Below are 16800 nucleotides of genomic sequence, written 5' to 3' on the forward strand. Positions count from 1 at the left end.
GTCAGGACGGGTCGGTGCTGCTGGTTCCGCTCGCGCCGCTCGTGGGTGCGCCGTCGTCGCTCGAAGGCGGGTCGGTCGGGTCCGTGGGATCCGTCGGCGGGTCGGTGGGTTCGCTCGGATCAGTCGGGTCCGACGTGCTGGGCGGCGGGGTTGTCGGGTCCGTGGTGCTGGTGGGTGGCAGTTCGGAGCTGCTGCCGGTCGGCCCAGGGGTGTGCGAGTCCGACCTGGACTGGGAAGACGACGAGGACGAAGACGACCGTGAGGGGGTCACCACGGTCGTCGTGGAGTGACCGTCGGGCCCGACCCGCACGACGGTGGTCGGCGACGTGGTCGACGGCGGCAATGTGCCGGTCACCGCGACTCCGTCGATCATGACCGTGGTCTCGCCTGGAACGGCCTGGCCGGGCACGAGTTGCCTGCCGCCCTGGTCGTAGCTGTCGTTGGCGGTGGTGCGGGATTCCGCCTCGCCGGTGCCGCCGGTGATCTGGGCGACCGCGCCGAAGGCGGTGGCCAGCACCAGCCCGCTCGCTGCCAGCGCCAGATAGCCGGTGCGCTGCAACTTCCCGCTCCCTGTCGATTCGCGGGGCGGGGCGACCTCGGCGCGTTCTCCTGACCCTGGTTCGTGGGCCATGCGTGGCTCCTTCGGCGTTGCGGAAGTGGGCCCGACTGGCGGACCCGCGGCACAGTACCACCGTCGGGTGATCACGGCGAGTGTCCCCGAGAGGCCAGGTAACTGATCGCGACCACCGGCGGTGGGGCACCATGAGCACGTGGCAGACGCAACGGAAGTGACCCGACTCACAGCTTGGGTGCACGGGGCGGTTCAGGGAGTCGGTTTCCGCTGGTGGACGCGAAGCAGGGCGCTGGAACTCGGGCTCGCGGGCAGCGCGACCAACCTCTCCGACGGCAGGGTGCAGGTGGTCGCGGAAGGCCCGCGAACCAACTGTGAGCGGCTCTTGACGGTACTCCGGTCCGGCGGCTCACCCGGTCGAGTGGATCACGTCGCGGAGCGTTGGTCTGAGCCCAAGGGCGGTCTCACCGGCTTCGTCGAACGCTGACCGGAGCGAGGACTCCTCCGGCTCCGATCCAGGTCGGTCCCAGGCCGAAGCAAGGGAGCTTTACTGCCGTATTCCGATAGCAAAGCTCCCTTGCTTCACACAGGAGTGGCACGTGTTGCCAATGTGGCAGATGTGAGTGACGGGGCCGGTGTGACGGAAGGGGGGTGGGGATGTTTCCGGCGGGGCTGCCGGGACAGGCGTGACCGTTGTGGCATCACCAGCCGGTGCGAACTGCTGGCGCGCCAGACCCCTGCGTCCCACGGGCGCCGAGGCGCCCCGGGTAGCATCGGCCGACTGGGAAATAGGGAGTCGTAGGGGAAAGGTCAACTCCGCGTGCACCTGAAAAGCTTGACGCTCAAAGGCTTCAAGTCCTTCGCGTCGGCGACGACCCTGCGATTCGAGCCGGGCATCACGTGTGTCGTCGGCCCGAACGGCTCCGGCAAGTCGAACGTGCTCGACGCGCTGCGGTGGGTGATGGGCACCCAGGGCGCCAAGGACCTGCGCGGCGGCAAGATGGAAGACGTCATCTTCGCCGGCACCGCCGGCAGGGCGCCGCTCGGCAGGGCCGAGGTCACCCTGACCATCGACAACGCGGACGGCGCGCTGCCCATCGACTACACCGAGGTCTCGATCACCCGGCGCATGTTCCGCGACGGCGCCAGCGAATACGAGATAAACGGAAGCTCGTGCAGGCTGCTCGACATCCAGGAACTGCTGTCCGACTCCGGTATCGGCCGCGAGATGCACGTCATCGTCGGTCAGGGACAGCTCGCCGAAATCCTCCAGTCGAAGCCCGAGGAGCGGCGCGCCTTCATCGAGGAAGCGGCCGGTGTCCTCAAACACCGCAAGCGCAAGGAAAAAGCGGTCCGCAAGCTCACCGCGATGCAGGCCAACCTCGACCGCCTCAACGACCTCACCGCCGAATTGCGGCGCCAGCTCAAGCCGCTCGGCAGGCAGGCGGAGATCGCGCGCAAGGCGCAGGTCGTGCAATCCGAGCTCAGGGACGCGCGACTCCGGCTGCTCGGCGACGACCTGGTCACCCAGCGAGCCGACATCGCCAAGGAAGAGGCCGACGAGAACGCCGCTCGTGCCCGCCGTGCCGAGGTCGAGCAGGCGCTGGAATTCGTCACCTCGGAGGAGACCGAGCTGGAAAGCTCGCTCGCCGAGGACGCGCCGCTGCTGGCCGCCGCGCAGGACACCTGGTACAAGCTTTCCGCGCTGGCCGAGCGGCTGCGCGGCACCGTGCGGCTGGCCGTCGAACGGCAGCGGCACCTTTCGGCGGACGTCGAGACCGGCGGCTCCGGCAGGGACCCCGAGGAACTGCTGGCCGAGGCCGAAAGCGCCGCCGAACGCGAGGAGGAGCTCGCGGAGGCGGTCACCGAGGCCCGCGCCCTGCTGTCGGACACCATCGAGCGCCGCGAACATCTCGAACAGGCCGTGCAGGCTGCCGAACGCGCACACCTCGCCGCCGTCAGGGCGATCGCGGACCGCAGGGAGGGCATCGCCAAACTGACCGGCCAGGTCGAAGCCCTTCGCAGCAAGAACGGTGCGACCGCCGACGAGATCGACCGGCTCAGCACCGGTATCGACGAGGCGACCGTCCGCGCGGAAACCGCCGCGGAAGAACTCGAACAGGCACGAGCCGAAGGCGGAGTCGAGGAATCCGACGACGCGGGACTGCGCGAACGGCACGACCGCGCCGTCGAGGCCAACAACGCGGCCAAGGCAAGGGTCGAGGAGCTCAGCAAAGCCGAACGGGCCGCGGAGCGTGACATCGCCTCGGAAAAGGCGCGAGTCGACGCGCTGTCCATGGGCCTCAAGCGCAAGGACGGCGCGGGCGCGCTGCTCGGCGCCACCGACGACCTGCCTGGACTATTGGGTTCGGTCGCCGCGCTGCTCACCGTCGACGCGGGATACGAGGTCGCACTCGCCGCCGCGCTCGGTCCCGTGGCCGACGCCGTGGCGGTCGCGGCCGGAGCCGACGCGCTCGCCGCGCTGCGCTACCTGAAAGCCAACGAGTCGGGAAGGGCCGGTCTCCTGCTCGGCGGCTTGTCGTCCACTGTGGATAGTGCGAACTGGCCATCGTTGCCGCACGGGGCCAGGTGGGCTCGCGAGGTCGTCAACTCGCCCGAATCACTGCGGCCCGCCGTCGAGAAGGCACTCGACAAGGTCGCCGTCGTCGCCGACCTCGAAGCGGCCCGTGAACTCGTTTCCGCGCAACCCGGAGTCACCGCCGTCACCAGCGAGGGCGACGTCTTCGGCGGACATTGGGCGGCGGGCGGATCGGCAAGGGACGAAAGCGTCATCGAGGTCCAGGCCGCCGTCGACGAGGCACAGGACCGGCTCGGCGCCGCCGAGCGCAGCCTCCAGCGCACCACGGCCGAACTCGAAGGCGCCCGCGCCGCGCAGCAGGACCGCAGGACCGAGGTCGGCGAGGCCAAGGAAGCGCTCAACGAAGCCAAAGTACGCAAAGCCCGGTCTTCCGAACGTCTCTCCAGCCTTGAGCACGCCGCGCGTTCGGCGATGTCGGAGGTCGAGCGGTTGCGCGGGCAGCGCGCGAAGGTCGAGCAGAGCAGGGACGACGTCCTCGCCAAACTGGCCGAACTCGAAGAACGTCTCGCCGCGGTGTCGGATCAGCCGGTCGACGACGACCCCGACACCACCGAACGCGACGAGGCAGCGGAAACGCTGTCGGCCGTCCGGCAGGAAGAGGTCGACGCACGACTTGCCCTGCGCACCGCCGAAGAGCGGGCGCGCGGAATCGCGGGCAAGGCCGAGGCATTGCGCCGCGCGGCGGAAGCCGAGCGGCAGGCACGGGAACGTGCCGAAAAGGCGCGGGTCGCAAGGGCGAGGGGAGCGGAGATCGCCGCGGCCGTCGTCAACGGCGGCGAACTGGCGCTCGACCGCATCGAGAACTCGCTCCAGCGGGCGGCGAGCGAGCGGGACGCCGCGCAGGCACGGCGCGAACACCGCGAGACCGCGCTCACCCAGATTCGCGGAAGGGTTCGCGAACTCACCGGGGAACTGGAAAAGCTCACCGACGTCGTCCATCGCGACGAGGTGCAGCGTGCCGAGCAGCGGCTCCGGCTGGAACAGCTCGAAGTCAAGATCACCGAGGAGTTCGGCATCGGCCTCGACGACCTCGTCGCCGAGTACGGCCCCGAGGTGCCCGTTCCTCCCGGTCAGGGCGAACTCGCCGAATACGAGGCCGCCAAGGAACGCGGCGAGACCGTCATGGCGCCGCAGCCCATCCCCTACGACAGGGCGACCCAGGCTCGCAGGGCCAAGCGCGCGGAGAAGGACCTCTCGCTGCTCGGCAAGGTGAACCCGCTAGCGCTGGAGGAGTTCGCGGCGCTGGAAGAACGCTACAAGTTCCTGTCGACCCAGCTCGAAGACCTCAAGGCGACCAGAAAAGACCTGCTCACCGTCATCAAAGAGGTCGACGACAAGATCCTGGAGGTGTTCGAGAGCGCCTACCACGACGTGGCGCGCGAGTTCGAGATCGTGTTCTCGGTGCTGTTCCCCGGTGGCGAGGGCAAGATGATCCTCACCGAGCCGGGCGACATGCTCACCACCGGCGTCGACGTCGAGGCAAGGCCACCCGGCAAGAAGGTCAAGCGGCTCTCCCTGCTGTCCGGTGGGGAGAAGTCGCTAGTCGCCGTTGCCATGCTGGTGGCCATCTTCCGGGCGCGGCCCTCGCCGTTCTACGTGATGGACGAGGTCGAGGCCGCGCTCGACGACACCAACATGCGCAGGCTCATCGGCTTGATGGAACAACTCCGGGCCAGCTCACAGCTCATCATCATCACGCACCAGAAGCCGACGATGGAGATCGCCGACGCGCTGTACGGCGTGAGCATGCAGGGCGACGGCATCACGAAGGTCATCTCGCAGCGGCTGCGCACCGAGGCCGAAGCCGAGCGGTTGCGAACGCCGAAGGTGCCCGCGGACCCCGAGGCGCCTGCGGTGCCCGAGGTGCCCGAGGTGTCCGCGGACCCCGAGGGGGTGCCGGAGCCAGAGGCGCCCGAGATGTCCGCGGTGGCGGAGGTCCCGGAGTCGGAGTCTGCGGGTTCGGCGGAGGCGCCTGGTTCGGCTGAGTTGACGGGGCCGGACGCGTCCGAGCCGGATGCCCCGGATGCCCCGGAGTCGGTTACGGCACCAGAGACGCCTGGTGCGCCGGAGCCGCGCGAGTAGCCGCGAGGCTCCGGCGCTCAGGTCGTCGAGTTCCACGCCCAGGCGGGCGAGTTCTGCGCTCAGGTCACCGAGATCCACGCCCAGGTCACCGAGATCCGCGCCCAGGCGGGCGAGTTCCGCGAAGGGTGCCTGAGCGGCAGTCCAGACCGGCAGGTTCGGGTACCGCCTCGGGTCCCGCGCGGGCAGGGCGTTCCCGGCATAGCCGCCCGAGCGAAATCGCGGCCCGGTTATCTCACCAGTGCCCGACCTGACGATGGATTTGGTGTGCCGACCGTGCATCTCGGCCGCCGGAGTGCGGATCTCGGCGGGCCGGGCGGGGATCTCGACGGCCTGAGCGCAGATCTCGGTGACCTGAGTGCGGATCTCGACGTCCTGGACGGGGGACTCGCGGGCACCGTCCCCGGCACCTGGATCTCGGCAACCGGTGCCCTTAGGGCGCCGCTTCTGCCAAGATGCCCGCTATGACTGAGGACGGCTGGCCCGCGGGCGACCCGCGACGCTACTTCGACGCCCCGATCGATCCCGCCCACCTCAAGGAAAGCAGTCCGAACATCTACCGGCGGGTCATGTGGTTCGCCATCGGGATCGTCGTCGGCGGCGGGCTCACCGCACTGGGCGTGTGGGCGAGCATCGACGGCAGGTGGTGGTCGGTGCTGCTCGGCGTCATCGCCATCATCGTCGGCCTCGGCCTGCTGGTCAGGGGCGTGCTCTCGGGCAGCGCGAGTAAACCGTTTCGCGGCGGTCAGCTCGTCCCCGGCCTCGTGGTCGAGCAGGCCGACGCGGCCGTCCAGATCCTCGTGCTCGGCGACACCTCGCGCGATCCCGCCGCCTCGCCCGCGTTCGCCTACCGGCTGGTGACCTTCACCGCGAGGGAGAACACGACCTTCGTACCGGGGCAGTGGGTGCCGTGCGTGATGCACGGCTTCGTCGCGCCAGCATGGAGCCCGCGCTGGTGGAGCTTCGAAGCCTCACCGGTGACCTGGGCGACCCCCGACGCCGAGATACTCGACAGGGCGAACAAGGCCGTCCCGCAAGCCGAGTGGGAGCAACTGCTCGGCGGCGTCGACAAGGTCGCCGAGATCCGCCGACGGTGGACCCGCCTCGGCCGGATCGACTACGAGGACCTGCACGAATCGCTGCGAAGGCCGCCGACCCGGCTCGGTGTTCCCGTCGAATGGCAGGCCGACGGCAGGGCCAGGTTCGTCGGTTCGGTCGCGGCAGGCGTGGCGGGCTGACCCGGCTACATCGGAGACGTCGTTCCGTCCCATTCGGACAGTGGCGCGCAGTGCCACCACCACCTGGTCAGGCGTTCGCGGCCGGGCAGAGCCGTCCGCCCGTTGGCCCAGCGCAGCGCGGGCCATGACTCGGCGTCCGAGGGTGCCCACGGGAAGAGCCTGCGTAGCACCGGCTCGGCGAGGTCGTCAGGCGGCGTGAACGGCACGCCGAGACCGCGGGCGACGTCCTCGGTGTGGATCAGTAGTTCGTCGCAGCCCATCGCGACGAACCCCGACGCGTCGGCGAGACCGTACGGATGCCACCCCCTTGCCGAGGGGTCCGCGACCGTGACGGCTGCGCCGAGCAGCGCCGCCGCCGTCGTCACGGTGCGTACCAGCTGTCCGGGCTCACCGTCGGCACGCACCGTGGTATCCGTTGTGGACAGTTCGGCATCGCCTGCCGTGAAGTCGAACGCGTACCACAGCAGGGTGTTGCCGATGTGCGCGACGATCGAGCGCGCCGGCCATTCCATGTCAGGCGCCGTCGCCGACCAGTCGGCCGAAAGATGCTCACCGAGGAACGCGGTGCAGAACTCCGTGGTCGCGGTCAGTGCTTCCGGCTTCATTTCATGCTGCTTCCTGCCGCTCTCGGGTCGGCGTTCTCCGGGTCGGGCTTGGGATGCCGCAAGGAGAGTAGCCCGCCCACGATCAGGGTCACCGCGACACCGAGCGGAACGAAGAGCGGGAAGGCGAGCGGAACCTGCTCCCCGTCTTCGGTGAACCTGATGAACAGCGCGAACACCGCCGAAACCGCGATGGTGCACAGGAAAGCGATGATCCCGTCACCCTGCCTTGCCCGCTTGACGAGGATCCCGAGCAGGAACGCGCCGAGCAGCGCACCGTAGGTGTAGGACTGGATGGTCAGCCCGAGTTCGACGACCGGCTGGTCGGTGCTGGTGAACAGCGACGCGAAGATCACGAAGACGCCTGCCCAGATGAGTGTCCACAGCTTGGCCTGCTTGAGAATCGACTCGTCGGAAAGGGTGCGCTTGGTGAAGCGCTGGTAGATGTCGCTGATGGTCGATGTGGACAGCGAGTTGAGCGACGAGGAGATCGTGCTCATGGCCGCCGCGAGAATTCCCGCGACGAGCAGTCCGGAAAGGCCGGGTGGCAACTGCTCGACGATGAAGGTGGGGAACAGCTCGTCGCCGGTGCTCATGCCCATCGACTCGGGGGAGGCTCCGTTGAAGAACGACCACAGCATCGTTCCGATGAACAGGAAGAGCGCGAACTGGATGAATACGACGAAACCGCTGGCGATCACGGCCTTCTGACTGTCCTTGACGGTCCGGCAGGCCAGCAGCCGCTGAACCATGAGCTGGTCGGCACCGTGCGAGGCCATCGCGAACAGCGCGCCGCAGATCACGGCGGTGAAGAACGCGTACTGGTTGGTCACGACGTTGGACGTGAAGTCGAAGAACTGGAACTTGCCTTCGTCCGCCGCGTTCGACAGCCAGCCCTCCGGCAGCTTCCCCGCGAGCACGAAGACGGCGGCAATGGCGCCGAGAATGTAGATGCCCATCTGGATCACGTCGACCCACACGACGGCGCGGATGCCACCGAGATACGTGTAGATGACGGAGATCAGGGCGATCGCCGCGACGATGAACCAGTAGGGCAGGTCGAGGCCGAACGCGCCGAACATGACCTTGACCGGGATGGCCGTGGCGAACAGCCGGACGCCGTCGGCGAGCAGCCGGGTGAGCAGGAACGTCACCGAAGCCGTTCCCTGCATGCCGTTTCCGAATCTCTTGCCGAGGAATCCGTAGGCGCTCACCAGGTTTCCCGCGTAGTAGCGGGGAAGCAGCACGAACGCGACGATCACGCGGCCGATGAGGTAGCCGACCGCGAGCTGCAAATAGGTGATGTTACCGAGGTAGGCGACGGTGGGAACGCTGATGACGGTGAGCGTCGACGTCTCGGTGGCCACGACCGAGAACGTGACCGCCCACCACGGGATGTTCCTGCTGCCGACGAAATAGTCGGTCGACGATCGCTGCTTGCCGCCGAGCCATATCCCCAGCAGTGGCGTTCCCACCAGGAAGACGGCGACGATGGCGAGGTCGAATGCGCGCATGGCTATCTCCTACCGTGACTCGGAGGGGCTGGCTACCCGTAGCCGCCGGGGTGCGGCCGGTGGTCGTCCGGGAAGCACGAGTGGTGCCCTTCCTGGAGTGATGCTGCCGAGCGGCCGTGGTCCTCCCGCTCCGGTCGCGCCGGGCACGTTGCCTGGCAGGCCGTGCCAGGTGAGCCAGCCGAGCAGCGCGGTGAGGTATGCCTCTTTGGCGTCGGAGGGCAGGCCGTGTTCGTCGCTCGCGACGACGGTGATCCGGGCGCGGAGCGCGCGTACGAGCGCGGGATTGCGCAGTCCTCCGCCGGAGGCGACGACGGCGCGCACGCCGTGGTTCGCGCAGGCGGACGCGATCGTCGCCGCGGTGAGTTCGGTGAGGGTGGCGAGCAGGTCCTCGGCGGGGACCGGCGCGAACGCGGCGACGGCTTCGTCGAGGTAAGCGGCGTTGAAGTGTTCCTTCCCCGTCGACTTGGGTGGCAACCGTTCGTAGTAGGGGTCGGCGAGCAGGCGGTCCAGCAGCCCGGGGTGCACCGTGCCGCGTGCGGCGAGCGCTCCGTCGACGTCGCTGTGCAAGCGCCCTCCGGTGAGGGTGGTGACCGCCGCGTCGAGCAGGGCGTTGCCAGGGCCGGTGTCGTAGGCGAACACGGTGCCGTCGCCATGCACGACGGTCAGGTTGGCGATGCCGCCGATGTTGAGCGCCCCTCGCGGTGCTCCGCCGGGCTCGGGCCGCAGCCACAGCGCGTCGAGGGTGCTCGCGAGCGGCGCGCCGTGACCGCCTGCCGCGACGTCGCGGGTCCGAAAGCCGGAGACGACCGGCAGCCCGGTGCGCTCGGCGATCCAGGCGGGCTCGCCGAGCTGGAGAGTGCCGAGCGCCGTGCCGTCCTCCACCCAGTGGTACAGCGTCTGGCCAAGCGACGCGATCAGGTCGGCGTGCCCGCCGGCGTGGTCCTCGATGCCGAGCAGGGCGGCTTCCGCGAACGCCTGCCCGACTCCCGTGTCGAGCTTGGTGAGCCGCTCGGCGGTGCACGCGCCGGGTGGCAGCGCCGCGAGCAGGTCGTCCCGCAGCGCGGGCGGATAGGGCACCTCACCGTGGCCGAGCGGGGTCAGCCGGAGTTCCCGGTTTTCACCGCCCTCGGCTCGCAGGTCCGCGACGGCGACGTCGACGCCGTCGACGGAGGTACCGGAGATGAGCCCGACGACTCGCAGGCTTCCGCTGGAATCCGCCACTGGAGTGGTCTAATCCACGGTGCGCCGCGGCGCAAGACATCAGGTGACATTTTCGCCAAAAGTACGCAGTCCAGGTTGAATGCTCACCGTCGGAGCAGGGGCGCCAGGGCGGGGCCCGGCGCGAATGCGAGGATGGCCGGGTGTCGAGCAGCACCTGGATCTGGATCATCGTCGTCGCGGCTGTCGTCGTCCTCGTCGCGGTCGTCGCGTCGCTGGCCGTAGCCCGCAAGCGCAAGATCAGCCTGGAGAAGGAGCCCGAGGAGAAACCGAAGGGCGGTACCTACCAGGCCGGAGGTGGTTTCACCTTCGCGGAGGGCGGGACCAAGGCCCCCGAACATCCCGTTGCCGAGCGCACCGAAACCGACGGCGAGCCCGGCGTCGGTGACGATGCCGCCGTGCCGAGGGACGCGCCTCGCCGGGGGATCGTCGACGTCGGTCTTCCTGACCAGCACACGAGCACCGAGGCCGGCCAAGTCGCCGAAGCCGAGGCTGAGGCCGAGGCGGCCGAAGCCGAGGTCGCCGAGGCAGCCAAGACCGAAGAGCCCGCGGCACCCGAGGCCCCCGAAGCGCCGGAGCCCGAGCCCGCCGCGACCGCCCCCGAGGTGGAGGAGGTCGCACCGGCGGCGGGCCGGATGGAGCGGCTGCGCGGCAGGCTGTCGAAGTCCCGTTCGGCGCTGGGGCAGGGCCTGCTCGGCCTGCTCGGCGCCGGTGATCTGGACGAGGATTCCTGGCAGGACGTCGAGGACACCCTGTTGCTCGCCGACCTGGGAGCCGCGACGACGACGGAGATCGTCGAACGGCTGCGGACCGAGATGGCGACCAGGGCGGTGCGTACCTCGGCCGATGCGAGGGCGTTGCTGAGGGAAGTGCTGATCGACACGCTCGGTGCCGACACCGATCGCGCGGTGCGCGCGTTGCCGCACACCGGGCCGGAGGGGCGCAAGCAGCCCGCCGTCGTGCTGGTCGCCGGTGTCAACGGCACCGGAAAGACCACCACGACGGGCAAGCTCGCCAGGGTGCTCGTCGCGCAGGGAAGGCAGGTGCTGCTCGGCGCGGCCGACACGTTCAGGGCCGCCGCGGCCGAGCAGTTGCAGACCTGGTCGGAGCGCGTCGGCGCCGAGGTCGTTCGCGGCAAGGAGGGCGCCGACCCCGCCTCGGTCGCCTTCGACGCGGTGAAGCGGGGCATCGACTCCGGTGTCGACGCCGTGCTGGTCGACACGGCCGGTCGGCTGCACACCAAGACCGGCCTCATGGACGAGCTCGGCAAGGTCAAGCGGGTCGTCGAGAAGCAGGCCGAGGTCGACGAGGTGCTGCTGGTGCTCGACGCGACGACGGGGCAGAACGGGCTCGCGCAGGCGCGGGTGTTCTCCGAGGTCGTCGACGTCACCGGCATCGCGCTCACGAAGCTGGACGGCACCGCGAAGGGCGGCATCGTGTTCCAGGTCCAGCGCGAACTCGGTGTTCCGGTGAAGCTGGTCGGTCTCGGCGAGGGGCCCGACGACCTCGCCCCGTTCGAGCCGTCGGCTTTCGTCGACGCGCTACTGGACTGAGCTGCCTCAGGCGCTGGTGCGGTGTGCCAGTTGCGCTGACAACGCGGTGGCGACGCGCTGCACGACCGGGGCGATGCGGGTGACCGCTTCCTTGGTGAGCCTGCCTTCCGGTCCCGATACGGAGATGGCCGTCGGCGTCGGCGCGTCCGCGATGGGCACGGCGACGCAGCGAACGCCCAGTTCCTGTTCGCTCTCGTCGAGCGCGTAGCCCTGCTTGTCGATTCGGGCGAGGTGCCGCTGAAACCGGTCGACGTCGGTGTGGGTGTGCTCGGTGTAGGCGGGCATGCCGGTGCGGCCGAGCAGCGCGCGCACCTCCTCGGAGGGCAGGGTCGCGAGGATGGCTTTGCCGACTCCCGTTCCGTGTGGCAGCAGTCTGCGGCCGACCTCGGTGAACATGCGCATGGAATGCCGGGACGGCACCTGCGCGACGTAGACGACCTCGTCGCGTTCCAGCACTGCGAGATTGGCTGTCTCGCCGACCTCGTCGACCAGTTCGGCCAGCAGCGGTCGCGCCCACGTGCCGAATTGCAGGCTCGCGTGCTCGCCGAGCCTGATGAGCCGTGCCCCCAGCGCGTAGCGCCGGTTGATGTTCTGCCTGACGTAGCCGAGCGCGACGAGCGTCCTGATGAGGCGGTGGATGGTCGGCATCGGCAGGCCGGAGGATGTGGCCAGCTCGGAAAGGCTCGCTTCTCCTCCCGCGTCCGCGAGGCGTTCGAGCAGCTCGAACGCCCGCTGCAACGACTGCACTCCACCACCGGCTGACCGTTCGGGGGTCACGCTGTCTCCTCTCTCGCCGCTCCCGTTGAGCTTCCGCGATGTAGAAACTATAGTCCGAGATGTAAAACAAGATGATCGTTATATGAGGTGTTCGCATGTCTGATGTTCGAGTGCTCGGCGGCGCTGTCGAGCGCGGCGACGAGGTGCTGACCCCGGAGGCCCTGCAATTCCTCGGCGGCCTGCACGAGGCGTTCGCGGCGACGAGGGACACGTTGCTCGCGGCGAGGGCCGAGCGCAGAGACGAGGCGAAGCGCACCGGAAAGCTCGACTTCCTTCCCGAGACCGCGCACATCCGCGAATCGGAATGGCAGGTGGCCGAGGCGCCGCCCGCGCTGCGCGACCGCAGGGCCGAGATCACCGGGCCGACGGACCGGAAGATGACGATCAACGCGCTGAACTCGGGAGCCAAGGTGTGGCTCGCCGACTTCGAGGACGCCAACACGCCGCACTGGGACAACGTCGTGTCGGGGCAGGTCAACCTCGCCGACGCGGTCAGGGGCAGCATCGAACTCGACAGCGGCGGCAAGCACTACGCGCTGCGCGAGGACGGCGAACTGGCCACGATCGTCGTGCGCCCCCGGGGCTGGCACCTCGACGAACACAACATCGAGGTCGGCGGCCGCAAGGCGGTCGGCGCGCTCGTCGACTTCGGGCTCTATTTCTTCCACAACGTCAGGGCGCTGCTCGCGGGCGACAGCGGACCGTACTTCTACCTGCCCAAGATCGAAAGCCACCGCGAGGCGCGGTTGTGGAACGACGTGTTCACCTGGGCTGAGCACGAACTGGGCATCGAGCACGGCACCATCAGGGCGACGGTGCTCATCGAGACCATTCCCGCCGCGTTCGAGATGGAGGAGATCCTTTACGAACTGCGGGAACACGCGAGCGGGCTCAACGCGGGCCGCTGGGACTACCTGTTCAGCATCATCAAGTACTTCCGCGACGCGGGCGCCGACTTCGTACTGCCCGACCGCAACAGCGTGACGATGACGGCACCGTTCATGCGGGCCTACACCGAACTGCTCGTGCGCACCTGCCACAAGCGCGGCGCCTTCGCGATCGGCGGGATGGCCGCGTTCATCCCCAGCAAGGACCCCGAGGTCAACGAGAAGGCCATGGCCAAGGTCCACGACGACAAGGCTCGCGAGGCGGGCGACGGATTCGACGGGTCATGGGTCGCTCACCCCGGCATGGTCGCGCTGTGCACGGAGGAGTTCGACAAGGTGCTCGGCGACCGGCCGAACCAGCTCGACCGGCTGCGCGAGGACGTGTCGGTGACCGCGGCCGACCTGCTCGACATCGCGGCGACCGAGGGTTCGGCGACCGAGGCCGGGCTCAAGGCGGCCGTCGACGTCGGGGTGCGCTACATCGCCTCGTGGCTCGGCGGCACCGGCGCGGCGGCGATCCACAACCTCATGGAGGACGCGGCGACGGCGGAGATCTCGCGCTCGCAGGTGTGGCAATGGGTGCGCAACGAGGTCGTGCTCGACAACGGCGAGGTGGTGACGCGGGAGCTGGTTCGCGCGGTACTCGCCGACGTGCGCGCGCAACTGGCCGACGTCGTCCCCGCCGATCTGCTCGATCCCGCCGTGGAGCTGTTCGAGGAAGTCGCGCTCGCCGAGGACTTCGTCGACTTCCTGACCCTTCCGGCCTACGAGCGGATCAAGTAGTGGCCGCGCCCCGGCGGCTCGGCGACGATCTCTACGCGCGGATCGACGACAGGCTGGCCGAGGCCGACGCCAGGGTCGCGGCGAGTTATCCGGGCGAGCGCGCGGGGCGGCAGCCCGTGCACACCGTGTATGTCCCCGCGAATCACTACCGCGCGGGGCTCGCGGGGGAGTGGGGAGAGCGGGCGAGTGCCGCGCTCGCCGAGCACGGCGCCGTGCTCGCCTTCGGAGAGCACGACGACGATCTCGCCGAGCGGGTGCGTGCCAAGCTCGCGACGCAGCCGGTCGAGGACCTGCGGATCGATTTCGAGGACGGGTACCGCGCCTCGTCCGGCTCAGGTGAAGATGCCGAAGATGTCGATGCCGTGCGGGCGGCCGGTGAGCTGGCCCGCGATGTCGAGTCGGGTACCGCCCCGCCGTTCACCGGCATCCGGTGCAAGAGCCTTGAGGCCGCCACGCGCCGGAGGGGCATCAGGACGCTGGACATGTTCCTCGGCGCGCTGGGCACCCCGCCGCCCGGTTTCGTGCTGACGCTGCCGAAGGTGACGGCGATCGAGCAGGTCGCGGCCATGGTCGAGGTGCTGGGAGAACTGGAGAAGGTACACGGGCTCGCCGCCGGTTCACTGCGGTTCGAGGTGCAGGTCGAGACCGCGCAGTCGGTGGTGTCGCGCGACGGAACCCTTGCGCTGCCGCACATCGTGCGGATCGCCGAAGGCCGGTGCACCGGGCTGCACTTCGGGACCTACGACTACAGCGCGGGTCTCGGCATCAGCGGTGCCTACCAGTCGATGGAGCATCCGGCCGCCGACTTCGCGAAGAACGTCATGCAGGTCGCCGCGGCGGGAACGGGGGTCAGGCTTTCCGACGGTTCCACCAACCGGCTTCCCGTCGGCGAAGCCGCTGCCGTCGCCGGGGCGTGGGAGGAGCACCGCAGACTGATTCGCCGCTCGCTGATCAGAGGCTTCTATCAGGGCTGGGATCTGCATCCGCATCAGTTGCCGAGCCGTTTCGCCGCGACCTACGCGTTCTTCAGGGAGAACCTGCCGAGCGCGGTGGCCCGGCTCCTCGACTACGTCGAGCGGACCGAGGGCGGGGTGCTCGACGAACCGGCGACCGCGGCTGCCCTGGCCGGTTACCTTTCCCGTGGCCTCGACTGCGGCGCGATCGAGGAGGCCGAACTGCCGGAAGTACTCGGGCGGCCCGCGCTGGCGCGCATCGCCAACCGGACCGGGTGACCTAGCGGGTGTCGTTCTTCCCACTCCCGTGGCATCCGGAAATGCCGGGGTCGCGCCGTTATCCTGGCGAAATGGCTGGTTCGGTGATCGATCTCAACAGTGACCTCGGCGAGGGATTCGGCAACTGGCCGCTCGGCGACGACGAGGCCCTTCTCGACGTCGTGACGAGCGCCAACGTCGCGTGCGGCTTCCACGCCGGTGACCCGACGGTATTGCGCAGGGTCACCGAGAGAGCCGCGGAACGGGGGGTGACGATCGGCGCGCAGGTCGGTTACCGCGACCTGCCCGGGTTCGGCCGCCGGTTCATCGACATGGAACCGCACGAACTCGTCAACGACATCATCTACCAGATCGGCGCGCTCGACGGGCTCGCGAAGGTCGCCGGAACCGCCGTGCGGTACGTGAAGCCACATGGCGCGCTGTACAACGCGATCGTGACGCACGAGGAGCAGGCGGCGGCCGTCGTGGAGGCGGTGTCGCGCTACGACACATCGTTGCCGCTCATGGGACTTCCCGGATCCGAGGTGCTGCGGCAGGCGGAGGCGGCGGGCTTGACCACCGTGCACGAGTCCTTCGCCGACCGCGCTTACACGCCGGAGGGAAGGCTGGTGTCGCGAAGGCAGCCGGGCGCGATCGTGCACGAGCCGGACGCGGTGGTCGAGCGCAGCGTCAGGATGGCGACCAAGGGCACCGTCGAGGCGATCGACGGGAGTTCCGTCGCGGTGTCGCCGCGTTCGCTGTGTGTTCACGGCGACACGAGGGGCGCCGTCGAAATCGCCCGCGGGGTGCGTGAGGGACTGCTCGCGGCGGGCGTCGAGATCACCTCGTTCGTCTCCGCGTAGCGCTCACGCGTCCCGCAGGTCCGCGACGACGGCGGCGTGGTCGGAGGGCCAGACCCCGCCGTGCGCCGCGTCGCCGGCGCGGCGCACGGAGGTGACGTCGCCGAGCCCGCCGGGGCCAGGCGGGCCTACGTGGATGTAGTCGACGCGGGCGCTGGGACCGAAGTAGACCGCCACGAAGGGGTTGGCCGTGTCCCAGGTCGCCGAGGGCTGAGTGGGGCTCGCGTGTTCCCACGCGTCGAGCAACACCTGCCCCGCGACGGCGGGGGCCGTCTTGTAGCCGCCGAACAACTGGATCTCGTCCGAATCGGGCCGGGCGTTGAAATCTCCCGTGATCACGGGAGGGAACGAGGTGCCGTCCCGGTGGGCCGCGACGAACGTCGCGAGTGCCTTCACCTGTTCGCATCGGACCGCCGAGGCGTCTGCCGCGGCCGCGAGATGTGTCGTGAAGAACGGCAGGTCGTGACCGGGCGCGGCAATCCTGGCGTGCAGGGCGATCCTGCCCCGGTCCTCGCCGTGAACGCCAGGTAACTCGGCGACCTGCCGTGCGGTGATCGGCCACCGGCTCAGTACGGCGTTGCCGACGCCGATCGCAGGGTCGCCGATCCGGCGCTGCCACGGCCGTGGATCTCCTACCTGGGCGAAGGTCCAGTGCATGCCGAGTTCGTTCGCCAGCCACCGCGCGAGGTTGTCGCCGTCGGCGGCCCACACTTCCTGTAGCCCGGCGACGTCCGGCCGCAGGTCCCGCAGCACGGCCGCGATCGCCTCGCGCCGCCGTTCCCACGGGCCGAACCGCCACCACAGGTTCCAGGTCAGTACTCGCATGTGCCGCCTCCGGTTCCGGGGTTCGAGTATCGCGTGCCTGAACGCGCATCTCGGCGTCCCGAGTGTGGAAGTCGATGTCCCGA

The 16800-nt window shown here is 69.3% G+C and carries 13 protein-coding genes; 7 read left to right on the forward strand and 6 right to left on the reverse strand.

Annotated features, from left to right (window positions below; genetic code table 11):
• Position 1: 1 nt before the first annotated feature.
• Complete coding sequence (locus BAY61_RS06730; RefSeq protein WP_091799902.1) at positions 2-631, reverse strand: hypothetical protein; 630 nt, start codon at positions 629-631, stop codon at positions 2-4.
• 139 nt (positions 632-770) lie between these two features.
• Between BAY61_RS06730 and BAY61_RS06735 the strand changes: the two genes are divergently transcribed.
• From BAY61_RS06735 to BAY61_RS06745, 3 genes are all read left to right on the forward strand, one after another.
• Positions 771-1058, forward strand: a complete 288-nt coding sequence (locus BAY61_RS06735; RefSeq protein ID WP_091799906.1) for an acylphosphatase — start codon at positions 771-773, stop codon at positions 1056-1058.
• Between the two features lie 333 nt (positions 1059-1391).
• Positions 1392-5252 (forward strand): chromosome segregation protein SMC, encoded by a 3861-nt coding sequence (gene smc, locus BAY61_RS06740; protein ID WP_091799909.1) that lies wholly within the window; start codon positions 1392-1394, stop codon positions 5250-5252.
• Between the two features lie 461 nt (positions 5253-5713).
• The gene (locus tag BAY61_RS06745; RefSeq protein WP_338061453.1) at positions 5714-6487 is read left to right on the forward strand and encodes a DUF3239 domain-containing protein; all 774 of its coding nucleotides are present in this window, start codon (positions 5714-5716) and stop codon (positions 6485-6487) included.
• Between the two features lie 5 nt (positions 6488-6492).
• On the opposite strand, the gene BAY61_RS06750 is transcribed toward BAY61_RS06745, so the two are convergent.
• Genes BAY61_RS06750 through BAY61_RS06760 form a run of 3 tightly spaced genes read right to left on the reverse strand, consistent with a single transcriptional unit; the run spans position 6493 to position 9824 of the window.
• Positions 6493-7092 (reverse strand): maleylpyruvate isomerase N-terminal domain-containing protein, encoded by a 600-nt coding sequence (locus BAY61_RS06750; protein ID WP_091799915.1) that lies wholly within the window; start codon positions 7090-7092, stop codon positions 6493-6495.
• Positions 7089-8603, reverse strand: a complete 1515-nt coding sequence (locus BAY61_RS06755; RefSeq protein ID WP_091799918.1) for a sodium:solute symporter — start codon at positions 8601-8603, stop codon at positions 7089-7091. The genes BAY61_RS06750 and BAY61_RS06755 overlap by 4 nt, the downstream gene beginning before the upstream one ends.
• A 9-nt stretch (positions 8604-8612) precedes the next feature.
• On the reverse strand, positions 8613-9824 hold the full coding sequence (locus BAY61_RS06760) for an anhydro-N-acetylmuramic acid kinase (protein ID WP_091799921.1): 1212 nt from the start codon (positions 9822-9824) through the stop codon (positions 8613-8615).
• Positions 9825-9964: 140 nt separating this feature from the next.
• Between BAY61_RS06760 and ftsY the strand changes: the two genes are divergently transcribed.
• On the forward strand, positions 9965-11374 hold the full coding sequence (gene ftsY / locus BAY61_RS06765; protein ID WP_091799924.1) for a signal recognition particle-docking protein FtsY: 1410 nt from the start codon (positions 9965-9967) through the stop codon (positions 11372-11374).
• 6 nt (positions 11375-11380) lie between these two features.
• Here ftsY and BAY61_RS06770 read toward each other — a convergent pair whose 3' ends face one another.
• Positions 11381-12151, reverse strand: coding sequence for an IclR family transcriptional regulator (locus BAY61_RS06770; RefSeq protein WP_176879600.1), 771 nt, complete (start codon positions 12149-12151; stop codon positions 11381-11383).
• Between the two features lie 95 nt (positions 12152-12246).
• Here BAY61_RS06770 and aceB point away from each other — a divergent pair, with 95 nt between their 5' ends.
• From aceB to BAY61_RS06785, 3 genes are all read left to right on the forward strand, one after another.
• A complete protein-coding gene (gene aceB, locus BAY61_RS06775) occupies positions 12247-13821 on the forward strand; it encodes a malate synthase A (RefSeq protein ID WP_091799931.1) in 1575 nt (524 codons plus the stop codon).
• Positions 13821-15053, forward strand: coding sequence for a DUF6986 family protein (locus BAY61_RS06780; RefSeq protein ID WP_091799933.1), 1233 nt, complete (start codon positions 13821-13823; stop codon positions 15051-15053). The genes aceB and BAY61_RS06780 overlap by 1 nt, the downstream gene beginning before the upstream one ends.
• 71 nt (positions 15054-15124) lie before the next feature.
• Positions 15125-15895 carry a LamB/YcsF family protein gene (locus tag BAY61_RS06785; RefSeq protein ID WP_091799936.1) on the forward strand — a complete coding sequence of 257 codons (771 nt, stop codon included), beginning with the start codon at positions 15125-15127 and terminating at the stop codon, positions 15893-15895.
• 3 nt (positions 15896-15898) lie between these two features.
• On the opposite strand, the gene BAY61_RS06790 is transcribed toward BAY61_RS06785, so the two are convergent.
• Positions 15899-16717 (reverse strand): endonuclease/exonuclease/phosphatase family protein, encoded by an 819-nt coding sequence (locus BAY61_RS06790; RefSeq protein WP_091800819.1) that lies wholly within the window; start codon positions 16715-16717, stop codon positions 15899-15901.
• Positions 16718-16800 lie beyond the last annotated feature (83 nt).

This window comes from Prauserella marina (genome assembly GCF_002240355.1).
Classification (GTDB): domain Bacteria; phylum Actinomycetota; class Actinomycetes; order Mycobacteriales; family Pseudonocardiaceae; genus Prauserella_A; species Prauserella_A marina.

Bases quoted from the DNA above. Each gene is read 5' to 3' on its own strand.
- BAY61_RS06730 (WP_091799902.1), bottom strand. From the start codon at position 631: ATGGCCCACGAACCAGGGTCAGGAGAACGCGCCGAGGTCGCCCCGCCC.
- BAY61_RS06745 (WP_338061453.1), top strand. From the start codon at position 5,714: ATGACTGAGGACGGCTGGCCCGCGGGCGACCCGCGACGCTACTTCGAC.
- BAY61_RS06750 (WP_091799915.1), bottom strand. From the start codon at position 7,092: ATGAAGCCGGAAGCACTGACCGCGACCACGGAGTTCTGCACCGCGTTC.
- BAY61_RS06755 (WP_091799918.1), bottom strand. From the start codon at position 8,603: ATGCGCGCATTCGACCTCGCCATCGTCGCCGTCTTCCTGGTGGGAACG.
- aceB (WP_091799931.1), top strand. From the start codon at position 12,247: ATGTCTGATGTTCGAGTGCTCGGCGGCGCTGTCGAGCGCGGCGACGAG.
- BAY61_RS06785 (WP_091799936.1), top strand. From the start codon at position 15,125: ATGGCTGGTTCGGTGATCGATCTCAACAGTGACCTCGGCGAGGGATTC.
- BAY61_RS06790 (WP_091800819.1), bottom strand. From the start codon at position 16,717: ATGCGAGTACTGACCTGGAACCTGTGGTGGCGGTTCGGCCCGTGGGAA.